Annotated in this window: 20 protein-coding genes and 1 other RNA gene; 7 read left to right on the top strand and 14 right to left on the bottom strand. The window is 53.8% G+C overall.

Translation table 11 applies throughout. The features are described 5' to 3' along the window. Positions 1–109: 109 nt before the first annotated feature. Positions 110–589 carry an acyl-CoA thioesterase gene (locus POG22_RS12245; protein WP_017662475.1) on the bottom strand — a complete coding sequence of 160 codons (480 nt, stop codon included), beginning with the start codon at positions 587–589 and terminating at the stop codon, positions 110–112. A gap of 147 nt (positions 590–736) precedes the next feature. Between POG22_RS12245 and POG22_RS12240 the strand changes: the two genes are divergently transcribed. Beyond that, positions 737–1,570: a universal stress protein gene (locus POG22_RS12240; RefSeq protein ID WP_063717859.1), complete on the top strand. Its 834-nt coding sequence runs from the start codon at positions 737–739 to the stop codon at positions 1,568–1,570. Positions 1,571–1,662: 92 nt separating this feature from the next. Here the strand turns inward: POG22_RS12240 and psbM are convergent, their stop codons facing one another. The 3 genes from psbM to POG22_RS12225 form a co-directional block, all read right to left on the bottom strand. After that, positions 1,663–1,776 carry a photosystem II reaction center protein PsbM gene (psbM, locus tag POG22_RS12235; RefSeq protein WP_017662477.1) on the bottom strand — a complete coding sequence of 38 codons (114 nt, stop codon included), beginning with the start codon at positions 1,774–1,776 and terminating at the stop codon, positions 1,663–1,665. Between the two features lie 46 nt (positions 1,777–1,822). After that, on the bottom strand, positions 1,823–2,119 hold the full coding sequence (locus POG22_RS12230) for a 2Fe-2S iron-sulfur cluster-binding protein (RefSeq protein ID WP_017662478.1): 297 nt from the start codon (positions 2,117–2,119) through the stop codon (positions 1,823–1,825). A 164-nt stretch (positions 2,120–2,283) separates the two neighbouring features. Then, entirely contained in the window at positions 2,284–4,041 is a 1,758-nt protein-coding gene (locus POG22_RS12225; RefSeq protein ID WP_498905516.1) for a TolC family protein, read from the bottom strand. 322 nt (positions 4,042–4,363) lie between these two features. Between POG22_RS12225 and POG22_RS12220 the strand changes: the two genes are divergently transcribed. Beyond that, positions 4,364–4,885 (top strand): hypothetical protein, encoded by a 522-nt coding sequence (locus tag POG22_RS12220; protein ID WP_498905514.1) that lies wholly within the window; start codon positions 4,364–4,366, stop codon positions 4,883–4,885. Positions 4,886–5,030: 145 nt separating this feature from the next. Here the strand turns inward: POG22_RS12220 and POG22_RS12215 are convergent, their stop codons facing one another. Beyond that, on the bottom strand, positions 5,031–6,497 hold the full coding sequence (locus POG22_RS12215) for a cobyric acid synthase (protein WP_063717454.1): 1,467 nt from the start codon (positions 6,495–6,497) through the stop codon (positions 5,031–5,033). 388 nt (positions 6,498–6,885) lie between these two features. Beyond that, positions 6,886–7,167 (bottom strand): hypothetical protein, encoded by a 282-nt coding sequence (locus POG22_RS12210; RefSeq protein ID WP_498905512.1) that lies wholly within the window; start codon positions 7,165–7,167, stop codon positions 6,886–6,888. On the opposite strand from POG22_RS12210, the gene POG22_RS12205 reads away from it, so the two are divergent. Beyond that, a complete protein-coding gene (locus POG22_RS12205) occupies positions 7,166–10,282 on the top strand; it encodes a sll1366 family intein-prone helicase (RefSeq protein WP_063717455.1) in 3,117 nt (1,038 codons plus the stop codon). The two genes, POG22_RS12210 and POG22_RS12205, sit on opposite strands and share 2 nt — an antisense overlap. A 114-nt stretch (positions 10,283–10,396) precedes the next feature. Next, positions 10,397–11,284 (top strand): SWIM zinc finger family protein, encoded by an 888-nt coding sequence (locus POG22_RS12200; protein WP_498905511.1) that lies wholly within the window; start codon positions 10,397–10,399, stop codon positions 11,282–11,284. A gap of 19 nt (positions 11,285–11,303) precedes the next feature. Here POG22_RS12200 and POG22_RS12195 read toward each other — a convergent pair whose 3' ends face one another. Further along, positions 11,304–12,317 carry a LysR family transcriptional regulator gene (locus POG22_RS12195; protein ID WP_063717457.1) on the bottom strand — a complete coding sequence of 338 codons (1,014 nt, stop codon included), beginning with the start codon at positions 12,315–12,317 and terminating at the stop codon, positions 11,304–11,306. A 334-nt stretch (positions 12,318–12,651) separates the two neighbouring features. Between POG22_RS12195 and POG22_RS12190 the strand changes: the two genes are divergently transcribed. The 3 genes from POG22_RS12190 (at position 12,652) to ftsH2 (ending at position 16,328) form a co-directional block, all read left to right on the top strand. Next, entirely contained in the window at positions 12,652–12,807 is a 156-nt protein-coding gene (locus POG22_RS12190) for a hypothetical protein (RefSeq protein WP_498905509.1), read from the top strand. 384 nt (positions 12,808–13,191) lie between these two features. Further along, positions 13,192–14,196, top strand: a complete 1,005-nt coding sequence (locus POG22_RS12185; protein WP_017662489.1) for a phosphoribulokinase — start codon at positions 13,192–13,194, stop codon at positions 14,194–14,196. Positions 14,197–14,441: 245 nt separating this feature from the next. Continuing rightward, complete coding sequence (gene ftsH2, locus POG22_RS12180) at positions 14,442–16,328, top strand: ATP-dependent zinc metalloprotease FtsH2 (protein WP_017662490.1); 1,887 nt, start codon at positions 14,442–14,444, stop codon at positions 16,326–16,328. Between the two features lie 264 nt (positions 16,329–16,592). Here the strand turns inward: ftsH2 and POG22_RS12175 are convergent, their stop codons facing one another. The 7 genes from POG22_RS12175 to POG22_RS12145 form a co-directional block, all read right to left on the bottom strand. Then, a complete protein-coding gene (locus tag POG22_RS12175; RefSeq protein WP_063717458.1) occupies positions 16,593–17,789 on the bottom strand; it encodes an aminotransferase class V-fold PLP-dependent enzyme in 1,197 nt (398 codons plus the stop codon). A gap of 26 nt (positions 17,790–17,815) precedes the next feature. Next, positions 17,816–18,382 carry an SH3 domain-containing protein gene (locus tag POG22_RS12170; RefSeq protein WP_017662492.1) on the bottom strand — a complete coding sequence of 189 codons (567 nt, stop codon included), beginning with the start codon at positions 18,380–18,382 and terminating at the stop codon, positions 17,816–17,818. A 93-nt stretch (positions 18,383–18,475) separates the two neighbouring features. Next, positions 18,476–19,513, bottom strand: a complete 1,038-nt coding sequence (locus POG22_RS12165) for a Gfo/Idh/MocA family protein (RefSeq protein ID WP_498905508.1) — start codon at positions 19,511–19,513, stop codon at positions 18,476–18,478. A 33-nt stretch (positions 19,514–19,546) separates the two neighbouring features. After that, entirely contained in the window at positions 19,547–20,290 is a 744-nt protein-coding gene (gene rnc / locus POG22_RS12160) for a ribonuclease III (protein ID WP_498905506.1), read from the bottom strand. Between the two features lie 108 nt (positions 20,291–20,398). Further along, positions 20,399–20,870: RNase P RNA component class A (gene rnpB, locus POG22_RS12155), an RNA gene on the bottom strand. Between the two features lie 114 nt (positions 20,871–20,984). After that, positions 20,985–21,821, bottom strand: a complete 837-nt coding sequence (locus tag POG22_RS12150) for an Npun_R2479 family HD domain-containing metalloprotein (RefSeq protein WP_498905504.1) — start codon at positions 21,819–21,821, stop codon at positions 20,985–20,987. An 89-nt stretch (positions 21,822–21,910) separates the two neighbouring features. Continuing rightward, the gene (locus tag POG22_RS12145; RefSeq protein WP_498905502.1) at positions 21,911–22,126 is read right to left on the bottom strand and encodes a hypothetical protein; all 216 of its coding nucleotides are present in this window, start codon (positions 22,124–22,126) and stop codon (positions 21,911–21,913) included. Between the last annotated feature and the right edge of the window lie 710 nt (positions 22,127–22,836).

The following is a 22,836-nucleotide window of genomic DNA, read 5'->3' as shown; positions in this document are numbered from 1 at the left end:
GAGAGAGGGAGAGGGGGAGAGAGGGAGAAACTGCTGACTGTTCCCTGTTCCCTGTTCCCTGTTCCCTGTTCCCTGTTCCCTGCTCACTGTAAAAGGCTGGCGACTGAAATCACCTCATCATCTCCAAGCGATCGATCGCCTCAGAGACGATCGGCGGGAGGCGGCGCATAATTTTACCTTTTTCGCGATCGACTGCAACGAGCGTGACTTGCGCTGATAGATAGATCTCTGTGCGATCGTCCGACACGATTTGATAGTCCCAGTTCAGGCGAACGCCGTTTCCAGTGTTCATGCGGGTTTTCACGATGCCAGTCGCGCCCATCGGCATAGCTCGGTGGTAGCGCGTCGATAGCTCGACCACTAACAACTCACAGCCCAACGCCACCAAATCGGCGTAATCGAGACCGATGGATTTAAAACACTCGACGCGGGCTTCTTCCATCCAAGTGATATAGGTTCCGTGCCAGACAACGCCGCCGTAGTCCGTATGGTGGGGATAGGCTCGCACGGGGTACTCAAACCAAACCTCTTCGCCGGTCAGCACCTGATTTTGAATTGCCGTACTCGATTTATCTCGGGGATCGCTCATCACAAAACGTTTCAAAACGCTACATTTCTACAAATTTTGCGTTATGCATGGGGCTTATGCTTAATTTTATAGTTCGATAGAAATTTTTGAGGCAACCGAATTTCACGGCAAGACCTCGCCAAATGTCGTCACGACCATAGTAAACCGATGATTGAAAACATTCTTGTTGCCGTCGCCGGACGGGGCCTGTGCGAAGAGATGCTCAACCAGTTGATGGAGATTCCCGAAATCCAACGAGCGTCGATTACGGTCTTGCACGTCGTCCCACCTCAAATCACGGCCGATGCAGTTTCGGAAAAACTGGAAGAAGGCGGCAAAATTCTCGCCGAAGCCGTTAAATCCCTGAAGGTCGATCCGAGCAAAGTGACGCCCCTTCTCAAACAGGGCGATCCGAAAACCATTGTTTGCGATACGGCAAAAGAATCCAACGCCGATTTGATTATCATGGGATCGCGCGGACTCGGTCGCCTGGTGTCGATTCTGGAAAACTCGGTGAGTCAGTACGTGTTCCAACTTGCCGATCGCCCGATGCTGCTGGTGAAGGATGACGTGTACGTCAAACGCCTCAAACGAATGATGGTCGCCCTAGACCCCTCCGACGCCTCCAAACAGTCGTTAGAGTTGGCGTTATCCTGGGCTAAAGACCTCAAAGACGTGCAACTCGTACTCGCTCACGTCAACCCCCCCGACACGAGCATCCCTCCAGAACAAGATGCGATCTTAGCTGAGGCGATTCAGAAAGCCCGTAACTTGGGCATCAACGCTCGCTGTCTGACGGCCGCAGGGAAAGCCGGAGCGGAAATCTGCCGTCTCGTCGAAGATGAAAACATTGACTTGCTGGTGTTGGGATCGCCCGATCGCCGACCGACGATCGCCAAAGGCTTACCCGACCTCGATCGCCTCTTGGGTCAGTCCCTATCAGATTACGTTCGCGTTTACGCCAACTGTCCGGTTCTCTTAGCGCGGACGGTCGGTGAATAACTCGCGATCGCCAGTTCCCTAAAACCACTGAAAAACCCGGCCTCACAACGAAGCCGGGTTTTTCAGCCAACCGCTCGGGAAGTGCCACGAATTTAAGTGTCTCTTCCTTCGCGACTTTGGGTCTGAATATACAGAATTAACAGAAAGACGGTTGGCACTAGCACGAACAATAAGCTGGCCACAAAACCGAGATCGTTAACTTGCATAGAAAAGCCCTCTCGCGAAGCTCGAAATTTTAGCTTCTTTAGAATATCACGGCTTTGTTTTTACACTCACGGGGCCGTTGACGATGACTTGACAAGCCAGACGATAGGTGTCCGGTTTTTTACGCAATTTCCGCTTTTCAGCTTCCGTTGGTGGCGAGAGATTTTCCATCCCCTCGACGACTTCGACGATGCAGGTTCCGCACTGGCCGTAACCGCCACAGTTCGTCAGCTTGCCCCAGGTTTTGTAAATATCGACTTTGTTCTCCAGGGCTTTAGTTCTTAAGTTTGCCCCGTCTGCCGCGACGACTTCGAGATCTTCGTTGACAAACTTAATATCAGCCATATTGCTTCTCCGTTGCTGCTTGAAATTGCTAGGGTTCTTTGAGATTTATGTTAACAATCTTTACGATAAAACGTAAAAAAATGTAAAGAACAACCGCCCGTCGCATCGACGAACGATACAGCGATCGAGCGGTTCGAGCCTAACTTGGGTGAATTTCCAGACTGTTACTCAGACGGGAGCAATACGTCGATTTCGTCCGAGAACGGATAGTTACTGACCGCCCGTCGAATCTGAGCCAACGCCCGGTTGTACCCGATAATCGCATCGATGAGGTTTCCCTGCGCCTGTGTCAAATCGTCTTGAGCCTGAATCACGTCCGTCTGGGTTCCCACACCCGCTCTAAAACGCAACCGTGCCAGATCCAAACTTTCCTCAGCCAGCGTCAACGCCGTGTTGGAGGTCTGCACGTTTTGCAACCGCGCCTCTAACTCGTAGTAAGCCTGTTCGACTTGCAGGCGAATCTGGTTACGCAAGTTTGAAAATCGAACTTCCGCCGTTTCGCGATTGAGTTCCTCCTGACGGGCCGCTGCATAACTCGCCCCTCCGTTAAACAAGCGCCATTGCATCTGAGCGCCGACGGCGTAGCCATCGGTCAGTCCGCCCACATCGTCCTCAGACACGTCGAGCAGTTGCATACTGCCAAAGATCGAGAACTGGGGCAGCGTTTGCGCCAACGCCACCCGTCGGCGATCGTCGCTAATTTCCCGCTGGACGAGTTGCTGCTCGAGTTCGGCCCGGTTGTGCAAAGCTCTAACGATACTTTCTTCTAAGGTCATTTCCCAAATCCCTTCTAAGTCTACTGGGTCGGCGGCCGCCACGTTCACCGACTGCGGGACATTGAGAACCTGCGCCAAAGTCCGTCGCGCTACCTGTTGGTCGCTCAGGGCCTGAGTCAGTTGCTGCTGGTCGTTGGCTAGCTGTACCTCAGCTCGCAGCACGTCGAACTGAGTTCCAACGCCTGCTTCTTCAAGGGCTTGGGCGTCTTCCAAACTTTGCTGGGAGTTTTCCACAGCCGATCGCGCGATCCTTACGTCCATATCCGACTGTTGAACGTTGTAATAGGCTTCGCTAACGTCCAAACGGATATCTTCGAGTTGACGCTCTAGCTCCAATTCGTTGACCCGTACCTGGCCGCGAGCAGCGCCGATTTGTCCGGCTCTACGTCCGAAGGTGTACACGTCGTAACTGAGTTGGAGTTGGTTGTCCCACGTCACCGATGTCGAATCGGTCTGTAGTGGCGAAATCACCCCTTGAATCTCCTCCTGACGTTCGATGCTAATGCGCGAACTGGCCGAGTCGTTCCAGGTCACGTTACTCGATAAATCTAACTGCGGAAACAGCGTTCCTTTGACTTCCCGCAGGTTAGCGCGACTGGCTTCGAGAGCCAAACGAGATTCTTGTAAGTCGAGATTGTTGCGAACGGCCAACTCGATCGCCTGGTCGAGAGTAATCGGTTGAATTCCCAACAGCTCGACTTCCTCGTCTTCTGTGGGAAAGCGTAGAAGGTTAGGATGGGGATCGAGATACGGCGGCGGTGGTTCTCCTTCTGGAATCGTCGTGACCCCCGACGGTTGAGGAATCGAGGGAATTTCGGGAAGTTCTACGTCCGTAATGTCGCTGTCGGGGGGGTTGGGTATCCCCGTGCTGTCTTCAGGTTTCGGTGCTGGGGTCGCAGAGGGTTCGGGTTCGGAACGCTCGCTCGAGGGGGCTATCTCAGAAGGAACGCCTATTCCATCAAGCGTTTGTCGCGGTCGCTTTTTTTCTGGTGGCACTTGCGCCGTGACGGAGGAGTCCTCGGCGATCTCTTCGCTCTTTATCTGAGCGGGTTTAGCCGGAGTTTTCATCGACGCGATCGCTCTCGACGCGTGAAGAGAGAGCGCCGCGATAATACTCACAGCCATCCAATAACGCAATCTGGTCATATGCTCGTTTGGAATTCGCCTGACTTGGGAACTAATGCGACAACTGGGACAACCCCTTTAGCACAATAGCAGCTAGACCCGATCGTTTTCCCCATAAAATCGAAAAAAATTCCGCTTCTCAGACGATCGCCTCACCTCTAGATTTTTGTAACGTTTCTTGTCGAAGGTCTTGACAACTGCGATCGCGTTTCTAACAATTCGTTACTCGTTGGCGCGATCGCGACGACTCCCCCCGCTCCCACAAGACCGATAAAATTGAGGACAGATCCTGCTCGAATCGACGATCGCGCGATTTCGACTCCAGTTCTATTACCGTTTTGTTGTGAGTACCCCCGATCGCACCGAACTCGCCCGCATCCGTTACGAAACCGCCAAAGAGATTTTCGAGCGAGGCCAGTATCGCGAGGCCGTCTCCTTGCTCGAAAACGCCTGCGTCTTAGTCGATCGCGGCACGCCCCTCGGCGGCGAAATCCAAATTTGGCTCGTCACGGCCCATCAAGCCGTCGGCGATCTCAAATCGGCGGTCAGTCTATGTCGCAAGCTATCGCGACATCCCCACCTCACCACCCGCCAACAAAGTCGCCGTCTGTTGGCAATTCTCGAAGCGCCCCGTTTGGCGATGCGTCCGGAGTGGAACGTCAACATTCCCGATTTAAGCAATCTCGAAGAAAGCATCCGCAGCGATCGCAAAGGTTCGAGTCGCCCCCTCAAACGCAAACCCCGTCCTCTTCCCGCTCCCCAACCCATTGACCCCAGCCAAATCAACACCCAAGACAACCGCTTCGTCTGGGTCGCTCTCTTGGCAAGTCTGGCGATTCTGTCGTCGCTTCTGTGGTTGACGTGAGGGGAAGAGGGGGAGAGGGGGAGAGGAGAAAAGGGGGAGAGGAGAAGAGGGGGAGAGGGGGAGAAACTGTCAACTGTCTCTACTACTTCCCCGTTCCCTGTTCTCCCGTTCCCCGTTCCCTGTTCCCTGTTCCCCCGTTCCCTCATTACTGCAAAATCTGCGTGAGATCGAGGTTTTCGTGAACTAACTCCGCCAAATCCTCAAGGAGTGTTTCCCGTTGCTCGCGATAGTTGGGAATGCCCGTCGGCAATGCCTTAAGACCCCGTTGCTGACGCAGGCGATTTAACCAAGCTCGCCGCCAGGGGCCGCTATCGAACAAACCGTGGAGGTAAGTTCCCCAAATCGACTGATACTTATCGACGACTCCCAAACTTTCATCGTCGAACAGCGGCTGAAACTCCTCTCCATCGGACATCTGAGTGCGACCGCGATGAATTTCGTAACCGACGACGTGAAGTCCCCGTTGAGGATACGCTGACGTCACCGATCGCTGGCGGGCGATTTTGTTGGTAGTAATCACCGTTTTCATCGGCACTAAGCCCAAACCCTTGTATCGTCCTTCGACTCCCTCAATTCCTTCCGGGTCGGCGATAGTCTGACCGAGCATCTGAAACCCGCCAGCCATCCCTAAAATCGTGCCACCGGCCGAGACGTAATCCTTAAGTTCTTCAGCCATTCCCGTTTCTTGCAAAACCAGTAAATCGGCGATCGTCGATCGCGTTCCCGGTAAAACGACCGCGTCAGGATAGCCGATAGACTGCTTGGGCGAAACGTATTTGACTTGTACGCTCGGCTCGGCTTCGAGGGGGTCGAAATCCGAAAAATTCGTCATGCGGGGCAACCGCACCACCTTCAACGTAACGTCGTTGTGTCCCCGATGACTGTGGCGTTCGAGGGGGTTCAACGTCTCGCGGTTCGATCGCGCCACCTCGCTCGAGGGAATCACGCCCAACACCGGAAGCCCCGTCCGCTGTTCTAACCAATCGAGACCCGGCTGAAGCAATACCCGCGATCCTTGCCACTTATTGATGACAATACCGCGTACCAACGCCCGATCGAAGGATTCGAGGAGGTCTAACGTTCCCAACACTTGAGCCAGAGCGCCCCCCCGCTCGATATCGACCACCAACAGCGTGGGTGAGTTGAGGTAACGGGCGACGCGAAAGTTTGACAGGTCGCACCGTTTGAGGTGAACGTCGGCCACGCTCCCGCCTCCTTCACAGACGAGGGCGTCGAACTCCGCCGTCAGTTGGTCGAGACAGTCGCGCACCACAGCCCAACCGTCGTTTTCCGCCCAACTGCAAAAGTCAGTAACAGAGATCGTGCCGCCTCCTTTTCCTTTTACGAAGGGTTTGAAGGAGTTGTCGCCTTTGGGTTTGAGTAAAATCGGATTCATTTCCACGGCGGGAGAAATTCCGGCCGCCCAGGCTTGCAGGGCTTGGGCGTACCCCATTTCACCACCAATTTCTGTCAAATAAGACTGCGAACTAAGGGTGACACCTTTAAAGGGCGCGACGCGAATGCCTCGACGAGCGAGAATGCGACAAATCGCGGTCGTGAGTACTGATTTTCCGGCTTGAGATGTCGTACTGACGACCGTAATCGCTTTCATGGCGACAACCCTTTTTCAGTGAACAGTGAGCAGCGAGCCGCGAAGCAGTGGAGACAGTTGATAGTTGACAATGCTTAGAGGGCATGTCGATCGGTGTAGAGTGCAAAGGGAAGGGGGTAGCGTGGGAATTCTGATTAACTCTTCACGCTACACGCTTGATTCTTCTCTGACAGAAGCACACCGCCCCTCGTCTCCCCATCTCCTCATGTAGAGACAGAAAGCTTGAGGAGAAGCTGAGCTGTATTCTCACAAATCGCAGTCTCGAACAGTTTTCAGGATATCTGTCGTTGTCGCTAACATCTTACACGCGATTTTTGGCGATGTCAGGCAAGCAACGCCTGTTGAGCTTGCGTTGAGATGCTGTGCGTCAGATTTTTTCGGTCGAATGTTATACAATGGGAAGGGTATGCGGCCGACGGTTCGATCGCTCTCGATGCTTCTGATGCGTTTCAAGGGTTTCGAGCGAAAGCGCGATCGCACTGAGTCTTTTTAACAACGGCTTTTTCAACATCCAATTTTTCAAAACTCTCGACATCGATCGCCCCCCTTCAAGCGAGAGATGTGACGCGAGACCACCGCAGACGCCGCCCGGAATCGTGCCGCAGATGGTATCGTCTCGGACTCGCCGAACTCGAGAGCTAAGTTTCGTTTCACCCTGAATATCGAGCATGGCAATCTTACACGGCAGTTGGCGCGATCGCGAATCTTGTTTCTTTCTCTGGGGCGAAACTTGGCGTCGGTTAGAGACTTCCGTGTCCTCGGACGAGGACATCGCAGACAACCCCTTCGCCCTCAACGGCCGGGAACTGCAAGACTTGCTCGATCGCCTGAGTAACACTCATCAACTGGCGGTAACAGAGACGTTTCAGCCCGCCTCTCAAATCCTGCTGCTTCCCAGCGAAACCCGCAAAGGGGGCGATCGCGTTCCTCAACATTCCGCCGCCACCCCCGACGGCGAACTCACCTTACATCCCTGGCGCGTCGAAGGATTCAGCCTCGAACCCGCCCAAGCGGTGGAACTCCTCCACAGCCTGCCCTTGGGACAACTGACGGAAACCGAATCCTTTGTCGGGGCAGATTTACAATTTTGGTCTCACGTAGCGCGGTGGACGCTGGATTTACTAGCCCGAGGTAAATTCCTCCCCGGCTTGGTGGTTCGCCCAGACGGTTCCCTCGAAAGCCTCTGGCAACCCCTCCTCGACAGTGCCACCGATACCGATCGCTTCCACCGTTTCGCCAAACAAATGCCGGGAAGCTGTCGCGCCTATCCCGACGCGGAAACGGGAGTTCCGCCGAGTCCCCAAACCCTATTGCGCCGTTTCCTCGAAACCTTCACCGACACCCAAGTTCGGCAACATACAGGCAACGTACCGCTACCGCCTCTCAATTCTCCCGTGAAAGATTGGCTGGAATCTTTGAGTCGCCCTTCGCCCCGCGTGAATTTGGGACTCAAACAAGCCGAACCCCTAGCCACCGCCTTGAATACCTGGATAGCCCCGGTGAGTTCGGCTTTGTCCGGGGAAAACCAGTTTCGGACGGCGTTTCGACTGCACCCCCCGGCGGAAAACGGTAAAGATTGGCGGTTGGATTTTTACCTGCAAGCGGCGGACGATCCGGAATTTCTCGTCTCTGCCGATACGATATGGAATCATGCCGTCGATCGCCTCGCCGTGCGTGGACGGGAAATCGATCGCCCCCAAGAAACCCTGTTAAGCGGGTTGGGACTCGCCTCGCGCCTCTATCCCACCCTCGAAGCCGCCTTACAAACCCCTCGCCCTAAAGGATGCGATCTCGATCCGATTCAGGCTTACGAATTCCTCAAAAGTACCCGCTGGCGATTGCAAGAAAACGGCTTGGGGGTAGTGTTACCGCCGAATTTGGAAAACGTCGAAGGTTTATCGGGACGGTTGGGATTGGTGGTTCGCGCCGAACCGCCCAAGAAACGGGCAAAATTGGGATTGAAAGGGTTGCTGGATTTCCAATGGCAACTGAGTCTCGGTGGTAAAACCCTGTCTAAAGCGGAATTCGATCGCCTCCTCACGTTGGGAAGTCCCCTCGTCGAAATCGATGGCGAATGGGTGGAACTCCGCATGGCGGACGTAAAAGCTGCTAACGAGTTTTTCGACGAACGCCAAGACGACTTATCCCTCTCTCTCGAAGACGCCCTTCGCATCGGAACGGGAGGCGACACCCAAACCCTCGGGAAACTCCCCGTCGTCCGCTTTGAAGCCAGCGGCCATCTCCAAGCCTTGATGGATACCATCGCCGGGAAACGCCGCCTGGAACCCCTCGACGCCCCGCAGAAGTTCAAAGGGGAATTGCGCCCCTACCAAGCCCGAGGCGTGGGTTGGCTGGCGTTCTTGGAACGCTGGGGCTTGGGGGCTTGTTTGGCCGATGATATGGGGTTGGGGAAAACTATTCAAACCATCGCCTTTTTGCAACATTTGCAGGAACGCGACGATCTCGACGCGCCTACTTTATTAATATGTCCGACCTCGGTGTTGGGGAACTGGGAACGGGAGGTGAAGAAATTCGGCCCCTCGCTGTCGGTGTTCGTCCACCACGGCGACAAACGTCCCAAGGGTCAAAGTTTCCTGAAAACGGTGAAACAGAAACATCTCGTCATCACCAGTTACGCTTTGGTACATCGGGATTTGAAGGATTTACAGAAAATCGACTGGCGGGTGGTGGTTCTCGACGAGGCGCAAAACGTGAAGAACCCCGACGCGAAGCAGTCGAAGGCGGTGCGTCAGTTGGAAACTCAGTTTCGGGTTGCGCTGACGGGGACGCCGGTAGAAAACCGTTTGTCGGAGTTGTGGTCGATTTTAGATTTCCTGAATCCGGGGTATTTGGGAACGCCGACGTTTTTCAAGCGGCGGTTTGCGATTCCCATCGAACGGTATGGGGATACGGACTCGCTGCAAACGTTGCGATCGCTGGTTCAACCGTTTATTTTGCGCCGTTTGAAAACCGATAAGGACATCATTCAGGATTTACCGGAAAAGCAGGAAACCACGGTGTTCTGTTCGCTGACGGCGCAACAGGCGCGACGGTATCAAGAATTGGTGGAGGAGTCGATGGCGAAAATCGAGTCTTCCGAAGGGTTGCAACGTCGCGGCTTGGTGTTGGGATTGCTGACGCAACTGAAGCAAGTTTGCAACCATCCCGAGTTGTTGGGGTTGAAGAACCGCAAGAACAAAGCCACAATTCTCGATCGCATGACGGGGGGTTCGGGAAAGGTGCAGCGGTTGGAGGAACTTCTCGAGGAATCGATCGCGGAGGGCGATCGTGCGTTGATTTTCACGCAATTCGCCGAATGGGGAAAAGTGTTAAAAGCCCATTTGGAAAAACGCTTGGGGCGCGAAGTGCTGTATTTGTACGGGGCGACGCGCAAAGCGCAACGGGAAGCAATGGTCGATCGATTCCAACACGACCCCCAAGGACCGCCGGTTTTTATTCTTTCGTTAAAAGCGGGAGGAACGGGGTTGAATTTAACGCGGGCGAACCATGTTTTCCATGTCGATCGCTGGTGGAATCCGGCGGTTGAGAATCAAGCCACCGACCGGGTGTTTCGCATCGGACAAACTCAAAACGTTCAAGTTCACAAGTTCGTCAGTACGGGAACGTTGGAAGAGAAAATCCACGACATCATTGAAAGTAAGCAAGCCTTAGCGGAACAGGTGGTGGGGTCTGGGGAATCCTGGCTGACGGAACTCGACACCGATCGCTTGCGGAATTTACTGTTACTCGATCGCAGTGCGATCGTGGAAGAAGATGAGGTTTAAAAACTTTGTTGTTGTGGCGTTTTCGCGATTTCTGTTGAGTCGTTAATACCGAAAATTGTAGGGACGAACTGCCTTTTGTCCCTACAGCAAATGTTGTTTTGTTTATTAAATTCAATGATTTACAACCTTTCTGAAGTGAACTCCGAGCGTGAATGGTGGGTACAACAATGGCTCGATTTGCTCGATAAATATCGCTTCAAAAAACGGTTGGAGCGGGGTCGAAACTACGCCCGAAAAGGCAACGTCCTCAGCATCGACTTCAAAGACCAAAAAGTTCTCTCCGACGTACAGGGAACCGAAGACGAACCCTATCATATTTCGCTGTGGCTGGATAACTTTTCCAACGAAGATTGGGAATTCGTTATCAATACTTTGTCAGAACAGGTGATTTTTTCCGCCAAACTGTTAGCCGGAGAAATGCCGACGAATATCGAAGATGTCTTTGCCGCGAACGGGTTGCGGCTGTTTCCGTTCAGTTTACAAGAAATTCGATCGCGCTGTTCTTGTCCCGACAAAGCCAATCCTTGCAAACATATTATTGCCGTCTATCATTTACTCGGCGATCGCTTTGCTGAAGATCCGTTTTTACTGTTTCAATTGCGGGGACGTACCAAGGCACAAATTATCGAAGCCTTGCGGGAACGTCGTGCTGGAGATAACGCCGATGCTGCACCCGTAGAAGTATCTCAGAAAGCGGAAGAGAAACCCATTAAAATCGAGACGTTTTGGAAATACGACACGCCGCTAGATTCCTCGTTGGTGGTCGTTAGTCCGCCGATGCAAGACGAAACAGTGTTAGATATTCTGGGATTGATTCCCTCTTCAAACGGAAACGGCGGAACCTCCTTAGCCAAGCAAGCCGCCACGAGCGAGCAGGTTCGGGATTACTTGAAACAGGTGTACGCAGCGGTCAGTCAGAACGCAATATCGGCGGCGATGGGAGGCTCTTTGACCGACAGCGAGGGAGCATCGACAGATCGCACCGAGTTCGAGGTTCTCTGATTTCCCAAACCGTCGTAACTCAAGACGAACTTTCTTCGACCGACTCGACAACTTTGGGCGGTTCGAGACTTTCTTCAGCCACCGCAGGTTCGACGAGCTTGCGATCGAGTTCTTGGCTCGAAAATAGGGGTAAAATTTCCGTAATAAAGGCTTCGGCCGCTTTCGAGCGATAGCGGTTGGGATTGTAAATCACGTTGAGGGTACGTTTGACCACCACGTCGTCGATGGTCGTACGGTGCAACACGCCCATTTGTAACTCTTTTTCAATGGCCGAAACCGAAACGAACGCCGCTCCCAAACCAGACTGCACAGCACTTTTAATCGCCTCGATGGAGTTGAGTTCCATCTCTAGCTTCAAGCGGCGCGTATCGATACCACAACGCGACAAAACTTGGTCGATGACCTTGCGAATCGTCGATTGAGAATCGAGGGCGATAAAATCCAACTTGTAGAGATCTTCTTTCTCGATCGACTCCTGCTGAGCCAACGCGTGAAACGCCGGTAAAATCAACGCCAGTTCGTCTTCAGCGTACGGCACGATTTCCAACGAATCCTGTAAGTCCGTCGGCACTTCTCCCCCGACGATGGCCAGATCGACCTGGCCGTTGGCGACACTCCAAGAGGTGCGTCGCGTCGAATGCACGTGAAGCTGAACGGCTACGTCGGGATAGCGTTGTCGGAACGCACCGATCGTCCGGGGCAACAAATAAGTTCCCGTCGTTTGAGACGCCCCGACAATTAACGTTCCCCCTTGGAGATTTTGCAGATCTTCGATCGCGCGACAGGTTTCCTGACACAGCGTGAGAATTTTCTCCCCGTAACTGAGCAACAGATGTCCGGCTTCGGTCAGTTGCGCCCGTCTTCCTCCCCGATCGAACAGCGGTACGTTTAACTGCCGTTCGAGATTTTGAACTTGTAGGCTGACAGCCGGTTGAGAGACGTACAGGCTATCGGCGGCCCGTTTGAAACTTCCCTCAGATGCAATAGCTTTGAGGATACGTAACTGATCTAGGGTGAAAGGAAGGTCAGACATAGGGATAAATCTGCAAGGGAAAAGGTGCCTATCGGCAACCCACTGATGCCATTTGTGCGAGCGTTGAGGGCGAACCGTTTTCGATCCCTCTCAAACAACGACCCTACCACAACCGCGAGTCAACTCCTTCAAAGATTTGTTGCTCGATCGCCCGAACCGGGGATCGCTAGAAGTACGACTCGCGGTCTAAGACTTGTAGGGGCGATCCCCTTTTGGTAGAATCTATCGCACAACTGGTACTAAATACTTAAAAACACACCCTTAGTCTTCCCAAACAAGCAGCAGACCTTCTGCCTGTTTGGCGATCGCGTTGGGTTGAGGCTAGTTTCGAGAAATGTCTGTGGCGAGCGCCACCGCTTTAGCCCTAGCTTTTTCGAGTCTAACTACCTCTGTCACGGCGATCGGTTCGGGGAAAGATCTCATCCGCAGTAGCATCCAGCTTTCCGAAGGACGAGTTGCGAGCTGGCTTAGCAAGCCTCCCCACGTCTGAGGTCGGTACTCGAACGTGGGAAACTCGCCAAAACAAGTCAGGTAATCTCCTTACCGACGTTCGCAGCGGTAGTCCTCTCTGGTAAGGTAGTCATGGCAATGGGGAAACGCCTCGATCGCCAAGGCTGGAGTCGCCCTTCCCCGATCGACACGAACGTACAGGCTGAGCCTGGCGTACAGTGCGACCTGTGGGAAACGAACTAAAAAATTGAGATCCGGTTAACGGCGGTGAGATACATCGTCGGAACCTGTTAGGGAGAAAGCGGCCTGCCATCCTCCCGAAGCAGGACATCCTAGGAGCGATTCTAGGAGAAACTCGACGCCATCGTTTTAGACTTGGCGTGGGGAGATGTTACACAATCATACGTGTCGATAGAGGAAACTTATGAGCACGAAGCCAGATCGCGTGGTTCTTATTGGTGTTGCCGGGGACTCCGGTTGTGGGAAATCCACCTTTTTACGCCGACTTGCCGATTTGTTCGGTGAAGAAATGATGACCGTCATCTGCTTGGATGACTACCACAGCTTAGACCGCAAAGGACGCAAAGCGGCCGGCGTGACCGCTCTCGATCCGAGAGCCAACAACTTCGACTTGATGTACGAGCAAGTCAAAGCCTTAAAAGAAGGCAAATCGGTCGATAAACCGATTTACAACCACGAAACTGGAGAACTCGATCCCCCAGAACGAGTCGATCCGAACAACATCATCGTCATTGAAGGTCTGCACCCGATTTACGACGAACGCGTTCGGAACCTGCTCGACTTCAGCGTCTACCTCGACATCAGCGACGAAGTGAAAATTGCCTGGAAGATCCAGCGCGATATGGCAGAACGGGGTCACACCTACGAAGACGTTTTGGCCTCGATCGAATCCCGCCGCCCCGACTTCGAGAAATACATCGACCCTCAAAAACAACACGCAGACGTCGTCATCCAAATTCTGCCGACGAACCTGATTAAAGACGACAAAGAACGCAAGATCCTGCGCGTCCAGTTGATTCAGCGCAACGACATCGAAGGATTCGAGCCGGTTTACCTGTTCGACGAAGGCTCTACGATTCACTGGACGCCTTGCGGCCGCAAACTGACCTGCTCTTATCCCGGTTTGAAACTGTTCTACGGGCCGGATAACTATTACGGTCACGACGTTTCAGTCCTCGAAGTCGATGGTCGCTTCGACAACCTCGAAGAAATGATTTACGTCGAAGGACATCTGAGCAAAACGTCGACCAAGTACTACGGCGAACTGGCTCACCTGTTGCTACAGCACAAAGAATATCCCGGTGCTAACGACGGAACGGGTTTATTCCAGCTCCTAGTCGGTCTGAAGATGCGCGAAGCTTACGAGCGCCTCACGGCTTCTGACTCTAAGGTTCCTGTCGAAGTCTAGAGTTTTTCTAGTTCTATCTCACAGAGGTCAGCCCCTACGGTGTCTGACCTCTTACTTTTTTGGAGAGAAGCGATCGCGTTAACGTTTGTGGGTTCGTCGCCCCCTTGCCCGAAACACTCGCAGGACAGGGTCGCAGGCTGACTTCGACGCCTACCAGAAAGATATGTTACATTTGATTAAGATTATGAGTTAGCAAAGCTGCTTAAAAATAATCGTTCATTGCCGAAACCGGAGATAGCTGCAATATGAAATTTTCTTGGAGAGTCGCTTTACTCTGGGCGTTGCCGATCCTCGTCATTGGATTTTTCCTGTGGCAAGGTGCGTTTTCTTCCTCCGCCGTCACGGCCGGAAATAACGCTGCTGCAACTCGCATGAGTTACGGTCGCTTCCTCGACTATCTCGAAGCCGGTCGCGTAACCGGTGTCGATCTCTACGAAGGCGGACGGACGGCCATCGTCGAAGCCGTCGATCGCGATCTCGACAACCGCGTCCAACGGCTGCGAGTAGATTTACCCGCCAACGATCCCCAACTGATCGCCCGACTGCGGGAAGCCAACGTCAGCCTAGACAACCACCCGCCCCGAAACGACGGTGCGATTTGGGGATTGTTGGGCAACCTGGTATTCCCCGTGCTGTTGATTGCGGGGCTGTTCTTCCTGTTCCGTCGCTCGAGTAACGCCCCCGGCGGCCCCGGTCAGGCGATGAACTTTGGGAAGTCTCGGGCGCGGTTCCAAATGGAAGCGAAAACGGGCGTTCTGTTCGACGACGTAGCGGGTGTCGACGAAGCTAAAGAAGAACTCCAAGAAGTCGTCACGTTCCTGAAGAAACCCGAGCGGTTTACTGCTGTCGGCGCGCGCATTCCGAAAGGCGTGTTGCTGATCGGACAGCCGGGAACTGGTAAAACCTTATTAGCCAAAGCGATCGCCGGGGAAGCAGGCGTTCCCTTCTTCAGCATCTCCGGTTCGGAATTCGTAGAAATGTTCGTCGGCGTGGGCGCGTCTCGCGTGCGCGACCTGTTCAAGAAAGCCAAAGAAAACGCTCCCTGCATCATCTTCATCGACGAAATCGACGCCGTCGGTCGCCAGCGTGGTGCCGGAATCGGGGGCGGAAACGACGAACGGGAACAAACCCTCAACCAACTCCTGACCGAAATGGATGGGTTCGAGGGTAACACCGGCATCATCATCATCGCCGCGACTAACCGCCCCGACGTTCTCGACTCGGCGCTGTTACGACCGGGACGCTTCGATCGCCAAGTTTCCGTCGACGCTCCCGACATCAAAGGTCGCCTGTCGATCTTAGAAGTTCACGCTCGCAACAAGAAACTCGCCTCGGAAGTCTCCCTCGATGCGATCGCCCGTCGCACCCCTGGATTTACGGGAGCGGATTTAGCGAACCTGCTCAACGAAGCCGCCATTCTCACCGCTCGCCGCCGTAAAGACGCCATTACGATGGCGGAAATCGACGATGCGGTCGATCGCGTCGTGGCCGGGATGGAAGGCACTCCCCTCGTCGATAGCAAAAGCAAACGTCTGATCGGCTATCACGAAGTCGGTCACGCCATCGTTGGGACTCTGCTGAAAGACCACGACCCCGTTCAGAAAGTGACGCTGGTGCCGCGCGGTCAAGCTCGAGGTCTGACCTGGTTCGTTCCTTCGGAAGACCAAACCTTGATTTCTCGCTCTCAGATTCGCGCTCGCATTACGGGGGCTTTGGGCGGACGCGCTGCCGAAGAAGTCATTTTCGGCGATGCGGAAGTGACCACGGGTGCGGGGAACGACCTGCAACAAGTGACGAACATGGCTCGTCAGATGGTGACGCGCTTCGGAATGTCCGATCTCGGTCCGATGTCTCTCGAAAGCCAATCGGGTGAAGTGTTCTTGGGTCGCGATTTGATGACGCGATCGGAATACTCTGAAGATATCGCCGCTCGCATCGACGCTCAGGTTCGCACCATTGTCGAACAGTGTTATGACGATGCGTGTCGGATTATGCGCGACAACCGAGCCGTTATCGATCGCCTCGTCGATTTGTTGGTGGAAAAAGAAACCATCGACGGCGAAGAATTCCGTCAAATCGTCGCTGAATACACGGACGTTCCTGAAAAAGAACAGTACGCCGCAATTCTTTAAGACGTTCGGTTAAGGCAACAGCGATTTTGAGTTAAGAATTCTGATGAATTCAAAACACCTCGGTTAAGTTTCCAGCCGAGGTGTTTTTTGTTAAAAAAAGTCCCCGAAAATCGTTGGATGCTAATTTGTTTTGAGACCCAATCCGATCGGACTTTATCCTTTTTTGATAAGTTGGGTTTCAGAAAGGCTTCACGCCCAGAGACACAGAGGACACAGAGAGGTTCTAGCAGGGTTTGGAGAAACCGCTGTTTGAGAGGCCCGAAATTACGAATTGCCGGATTGCGCGGTAAATTCCCGCACGCTTTCGACGAGGCGATCGCTCTCCTCCTCCGACGTCAAATAGTGAACGCAGGCGCGAACGCAACTCGGATCGAGAATCGTGCGCGTCATGATGCTGCGACCTTCCAAAAACACCACCAAATTTTTATGAGTACCAGAGTCCAGGGTAAACGAGACTAACCCCGATTCTGGCGGACTCGTCCGCAAACAGGTGACGCCGGGAATTTCCCTGAGTTTTTCCCACAATCGCGCACTAGACCGACAAATTTGGCGATACCGCTCTTCCGCAGTTCCCCATTGACGGTGCAGTTCGATCGCCGCCGTCAATCCCGCGTACAACGGATACGCCGAAGTTGCGATTTCATAGCGTCGCGCGTCTGGCTTCCATCCCGTGGGTTGTCCCGTCCCGTCCACCTCGACGCCTCGCCAGCCGATAAACGTCGGCCGCAACGATTCCATCGCCTCGGGACTCACGTACAAGCCGCCGACGCCCTCTGGACCGCACAGCCACTTATGTCCCGTAAAGGCGTAAAAATCTACCCCCGCTTCCCCCAACTTCAACGGAAGCACCCCCACCGACTGGGCGGCGTCCGCTAACACGCGAATCGGCTGTCCGCTTTCGGTGGAAACGCCGCGACAAGCCGTCACGATGTCTGCTAGGGGTAACACCTGGCCGGTGTTCCATAAAATGTGACTCAAGACGACTAACCGGGTTTTCGGCGTCAAATACCGGGAAATGACTTCGACCGGGTCGCCTTCGTTGAGGGTGTCCAGAATCGGACAGACTGACACCTCGATGTTAAAGCGGTGTTGGAGTTCTCGCACCGTTGCGATGACGCCCGGATGTTCGCAGTCCGTCATTAACAAGGCGTCTCCCGGCTTCCAGTCGATGCCCCAGAGGGCGACGTTGCACCCGGCGGTGACATCTTCGGTGACGGCCACCGTTTCCGGGGCGACCCCTAACTCGGTCGCGATCGCCCCTCGCAAGGTCTGGGCGCATTCCTGAACCCAGACGTTGGCGTTCAGGGAAAACGGCCCCATCTGTTGCAGGCGATCGTAACTCTGCAAAATGGCGTCGCGGGCAGTTTGCGAAAGCGGCCCTTCCCCGCCGTAGTTGAAATAGGTTTTGTTAGCGAGTGCTGGAAATTGCGCTCGAAAGTGCTGTCGATGCTGTTCTGACACCGTTAATTTTGAGGGTTGTGTCTACTTTAAGGATAGTAGCGCGTACACTCGATAAGATTCGTCACCCGCTCGTTTTCTCCGGCACGAATAAAGCCGCCAAACGGGGCGTCGATGGGTTGCCAGATGGTTCCAGAGGCATCCACGATCGCGTTTCCGCTGAGTAAGACGGCCGAACCGTTGTTGAGACGGCCGATAATTTCGCTGTTGGGGTTGGAGTTGCGATAGACGTTTAAGCCGCCGGTATGTCGGATGTTACGGGCGTTATCGACGTTGGCACACATGGCCGGTTGAAACCCGACGACGGGAGGACGCGGGGTCGGGGCGGAGCGATCGCAGAGATAATCGCCCCAGACGTAGCCGCGATAGCCGTTGGCGGCCACGGGTTGCCACGGGCCGGCCGGAGGGGCGACTCGTTCGACGACATCTCCATCGTTGAGAACGGTGAGGATCTGACCGTTAGGGGTTTGGCGCAAGTTGAGGCGATAGCCGTCGGTGCAAACGGCGGCACTCTCGGGAACCGATTGCGCGATCGCACTGTGGGGGGACAGAACCGCTGAGAGGGCGATCGCGGTCAGAGAAAGACGAAATTTCATGGTTTTTTTAGGGCTGAACGCGTCTGCGGGGGGAATTGTTTTGAATTTTACACCGAGTTCTCCGTAAATCCCGCAAAGTCCGAGTCGATCGCCCTACTCGATCGACACGCGATCGCCTCCCTGACCGCTCGATTCAGTCAGTCCTCGCAACACTTTCACCAGTTCGACACCGACCCAACCGGAGGAGCGATCGCAGGGTTGTTGCGATCGCACGCTTTTGAGAAAGCCTTCAAACACGCGACGCAACGGTTCGGCTGCGGGAGTTGCGATCGCTTCGGGTTCGACGGCCGACGGGTTCCAATCCCCGGCTTCCGTGCGATCGAGATGTCCGCGATACAGGGTCAGCGGCGACGGGCTGAGTTCGTCAAATACCAAAGTTCCTTGGCTTCCTGTCACCGCCAACCGTCGCTGTTTGTCGGGGTTGCACCAGCAGAGGTGAATTTGGGCGCGAAACCCGCTGGGATAGGTCAACGTCGCCCAAGCGACATCGGCCAATCCTTCGGGAAACAAATCTCTAGGGGCAGCCTCGGCGGTCGGTTGCAACCAAACCTCGCCGGTGGCGCTTACTTGGGTCGGCGACTCTCCCAACCAACGGTTGAAAATGGCGATGTCGTGAATCACCAAGTCCCATAAAACATCCACGTCTCGACGCACCGGTCCTAAATGGGTTCGCGCGGCGTATCCGTAGTGCAGTTGTCCCAACGCGCCGCTGTTGACGACTTCTGCTCCCCGTTCGACGGCGGGATTGAAGAGATAGGTATGATCGACGGAGAGGATCAGATTTTTCGATTCGGCCAGGCGACAGAGGGCGATCGCCTCTTGGGGGTCGAGGGTGAGGGGTTTTTCGGCCAGGACGTGACAGCCGCGATCGAGAATTTGCGAAATCGTCTCGTAGTGATCGGTGGCGGGAGTCGCCACGATCGCCGCCTGGACTTGTGGGAGAGGCTTGACACTGGCCCATCCCGTCGTCAAAATCACGCGTCCGTCTAACTGATATTTGTCCGCCACAGCTGCGAGGCGTTCCGGGTCGCGATCGACCACCGCCACCAATTCCGCGTCGGGATGTTCGAGGACGTTGCGAATCAGATGATTGCCCCAGCGTCCCGCGCCGATAACCACGATACCAACCATGAAAACTCTCGATAAGTAGAGGAATATTGAGCTTTAAGAGGTCTCAGCCGTGCCGCTGACTTCCACGTTCCCCCGAGACAGCGCGACAAACGCTTCTCGTGCGGCAGCTTGTTCGGCCGCTTTGATCGATCGCCCGGTTCCTCGTCCCAAGCATTGGTCTTTCAACCACACTCGAGCGCAAAACCGATCGTCGCTGTTATGTTCTCGTTGCACCTCTTCGACCCGGTACTCCGGAAGCAACCGGTGATGTCCCTGAGTCCATTCTTGTAGCGCGGCTTTGTAGTTGTGTCGTGCCGGATCGCGCAACACCTTTTCGGCCAAGGGTTTAAAGTGGGAGTCGAGCCAGGGGCGAATCAGTTCTGTCGTGTGCGTACTCAGATACAACGCGGCTGAGACGGCTTCTAAGGCATCGGCCAAGCGCGATCGATAACCCGATTTGTCGGCGGCGGCACTTCCTGCCATCACCAAATAGCGATCGAGTCCGTAGGTTTCGGCAATATCGGCCAGAACGCGATCGCTGACCAACACCGATCGCACGGCTGCGTAATCTCCCACTTTCACCTCGGGATAGGTTTCCCAGAGGAATTCCGCCGCCGCCAAGCGAATCGCCGCGTCGCCGATAAATTCTAACTGTTCGTAGTTCCGTTCGGCGGATGCGGTGGGATGGGTCAGAGCGATATCCAAACAGTCCCAGTTTAACGTGGGGCGATCGTCGATGCCGAACTTAAGAACTAGCTGACGTAACGCTTGTAAGCGACGGGGATAGATTGAGGACATTGAAATTGGCGAACAGACTTGGAAAGGTGACGGGGGACGGAAGCCGAATACTCGAAAATTCAAACCGATCCCAACGGGCGATCGCTTCAAAGGTCGAGAATTAGAGGTAGAGAAAGCAGTCATAAGCCGGGTTCTGTTCTCGACGCCACCAAGGGCATCGAGGGCAGTTATCTATCTGGGACGCCTGTTACCAGACGCCTCGAGCGGTTCTCCAAAAGCGAGACCGGTAAAAGACCAACCGTCGTCTCTTCGACCTTGCACCCACCTGGGGTTTACCGAGCCAGCACCTCTCGATGCTGCTGGTGCGCTCTTACCGCACCTTTGCACCCTTACCTTTTCCAGTCACCAGTCTCCAGTCACCAGTCATCAGTCAAAAACACTGTTCGCGGTTCACTGTTCGCTGTTCACTGTAAAAGGCGGTATGTTTCTGTGGCACTGTCCTCACGCTCGCACGCACTGGGCGTTACCCAGCAGGTTCGATCTTTGGGGAGCCCGGACTTTCCTCGAACGGACGTTCTGTCAGGGCGATCTTTGAGGGTCGCCGCCGCGATCGTCAGTCCGCAACTGCCTCGCCTACTTTCTCTACCACGTCTAGTGTGACAGGAGGGCGAGGGCGGTGACAAGATCGGCGATCGCGATTCTGAGGATTTGGGGTTGAAATTCGGCGATCGGTGGGGTCTTTAGGGGACGAAAATCAAATCGTCGCGTGTTCGACGCGAAAAACGTTACTGAAAAGGTTCGCGACGATTTGCTTGCCTTCTTGGGTCACTTCGAGGTATTTCAGGGCATTTTTGATAAAGGGATACACCCCGTTCCAGTAGAACTTAGGATATCCGTTTCGCAAGTCTCCCGGTGTTTTGTAGCCGAGGGCTTTGTTGGTTCCCGTTTCCTCGAATTCGTAGAAGAGGGCGCTGATTTTTTGTAGGTAACGGGGATCGCTCAGTTGTCCGATCAAATCCGCCGCGCGAATCAACCCCGGTAAATTAATGGTGTCTTTGTGATCTTTGCCAGCGGGAACGGGAAACCGCGTCAGTTCGATGCTGCTGCGAATTACGTGAGCGTCGATGAGGCGGTGGCCGCCGAAACGTTCGTCGATAAAGAGTTTGCCGCGATCGACGTGGTAGGGGGTCAAGGCGGCGTCCGTCGCACCGGGAGGCAAGTATACCATCGTATCGTCGATTCCTGTCGAGTAGAGTCGCCGCACTGCATCGTCTTTTCGACAGACACCTTTCACGTAGCCGATATCGTGACATAGTAAGGCGATCGTCACGTGAAGCCAGTCTTCGCAGGAAATTCCCCCGTCGCGAATGTGTCGCCCCCGTAGGATTTCCTGTCCGACCAGGGTTACGAAGATGGTATGTTCGACGTTGTGATAGAGAGCGTCGCTGTTGGCAATGTTTTCGAGCGCCATCGCACCCGCCCAGCCGATAATTTCGGCGTAGTCCGCTTTCATACCGCCATAGGTTCGGTGGTAGTTCTCTTGAAGTTTGGGTACGAAATGGTCGATGAGTAACTGAGTGGCATTAAACATCGCCAGCCTTCCTTCCTTGGCGTTCTCGAGTCTCGTTCGTCGTGAGTCAGACGGGACGAGTACAGTTCTGTTTCTCTCGATCGTACAACTTAAGATCCGTTTCGATCGCCCGTCCAAGACACCCACCCCCTCTTGATTGCGTGTAGCAGGCGATCGAGGAGGGCATAGTCCGCTTCGTTGAGGTCTTCATAAAGCAAAAATTCTTTTAATTGATAGCGATGGGTTTGGGTGAGGGTTCCAGATTGCCAAACTTCAAAAAAGAAATCTGATAGCGCGGGGCGCGAGGGTAAAAACGAGGATGACATTTAGAGGTACGGGAACTCTACAGTTAAATCTTGACACTTTTGAGTTTGAGTTTCTGCGATCTCGTTCAACTCAACCTGTAATCTCGGAACTCTTTTAGGGTGATTCGCGTCAAAGGCTTGAGTAACTGAGATCTCTGGGATTGGTGATTCGATCTATACTGTTTGTGCGATCGCGATCGCTGCCGTTTCAGTCTTTTTTTGATAGTACTTGTTTAATGGGATGAAGTTTTTCTCCACAGCTTCTCGGGTTTTGACGTCATACCATCTAATAAGAACCTAAAAAGTTTGTGTTTTTGGGTTCATTTCAATTGTATAAAAATAGGAGTTTGAGGTAGGATGGACTTCGGCTTCGCTCAGTCCATGGGTGGAGCGATCGTGAAAGCCAATAGCAGTTCAGTTCAGTTCAGTGCAGAGACTTCGATTTGATAAATTTACATTTTTGAGATGCACTTATTTGAGATGCACCTCATATAGGGAACCTCGAAAAATTCATTATTTGAGTTAAAAATAAAAAAATAAAATGGTCTTTCACATCTCGAAAACCATCTTTTTTATTCTTCTATATTAATAGGTATTTTCTTGAGAAAAATCATCTATTTTAGAAGTTTTAGAACGAGAATATTCTGTTATTCTTTTTGAGTTTCCCAGAAGATATATCGACGGATATTGTAGGCTAGATTTTTCAAGCCAATGTTGGCGTTAGCTCTAAT

It is taken from the genome of Geitlerinema sp. CS-897 (assembly GCF_028368005.1).
Taxonomy (GTDB): Bacteria; Cyanobacteriota; Cyanobacteriia; order Cyanobacteriales; family Geitlerinemataceae; genus Baaleninema; species Baaleninema simplex.
This window is presented reverse-complemented; position numbering and strand designations above follow the sequence as displayed.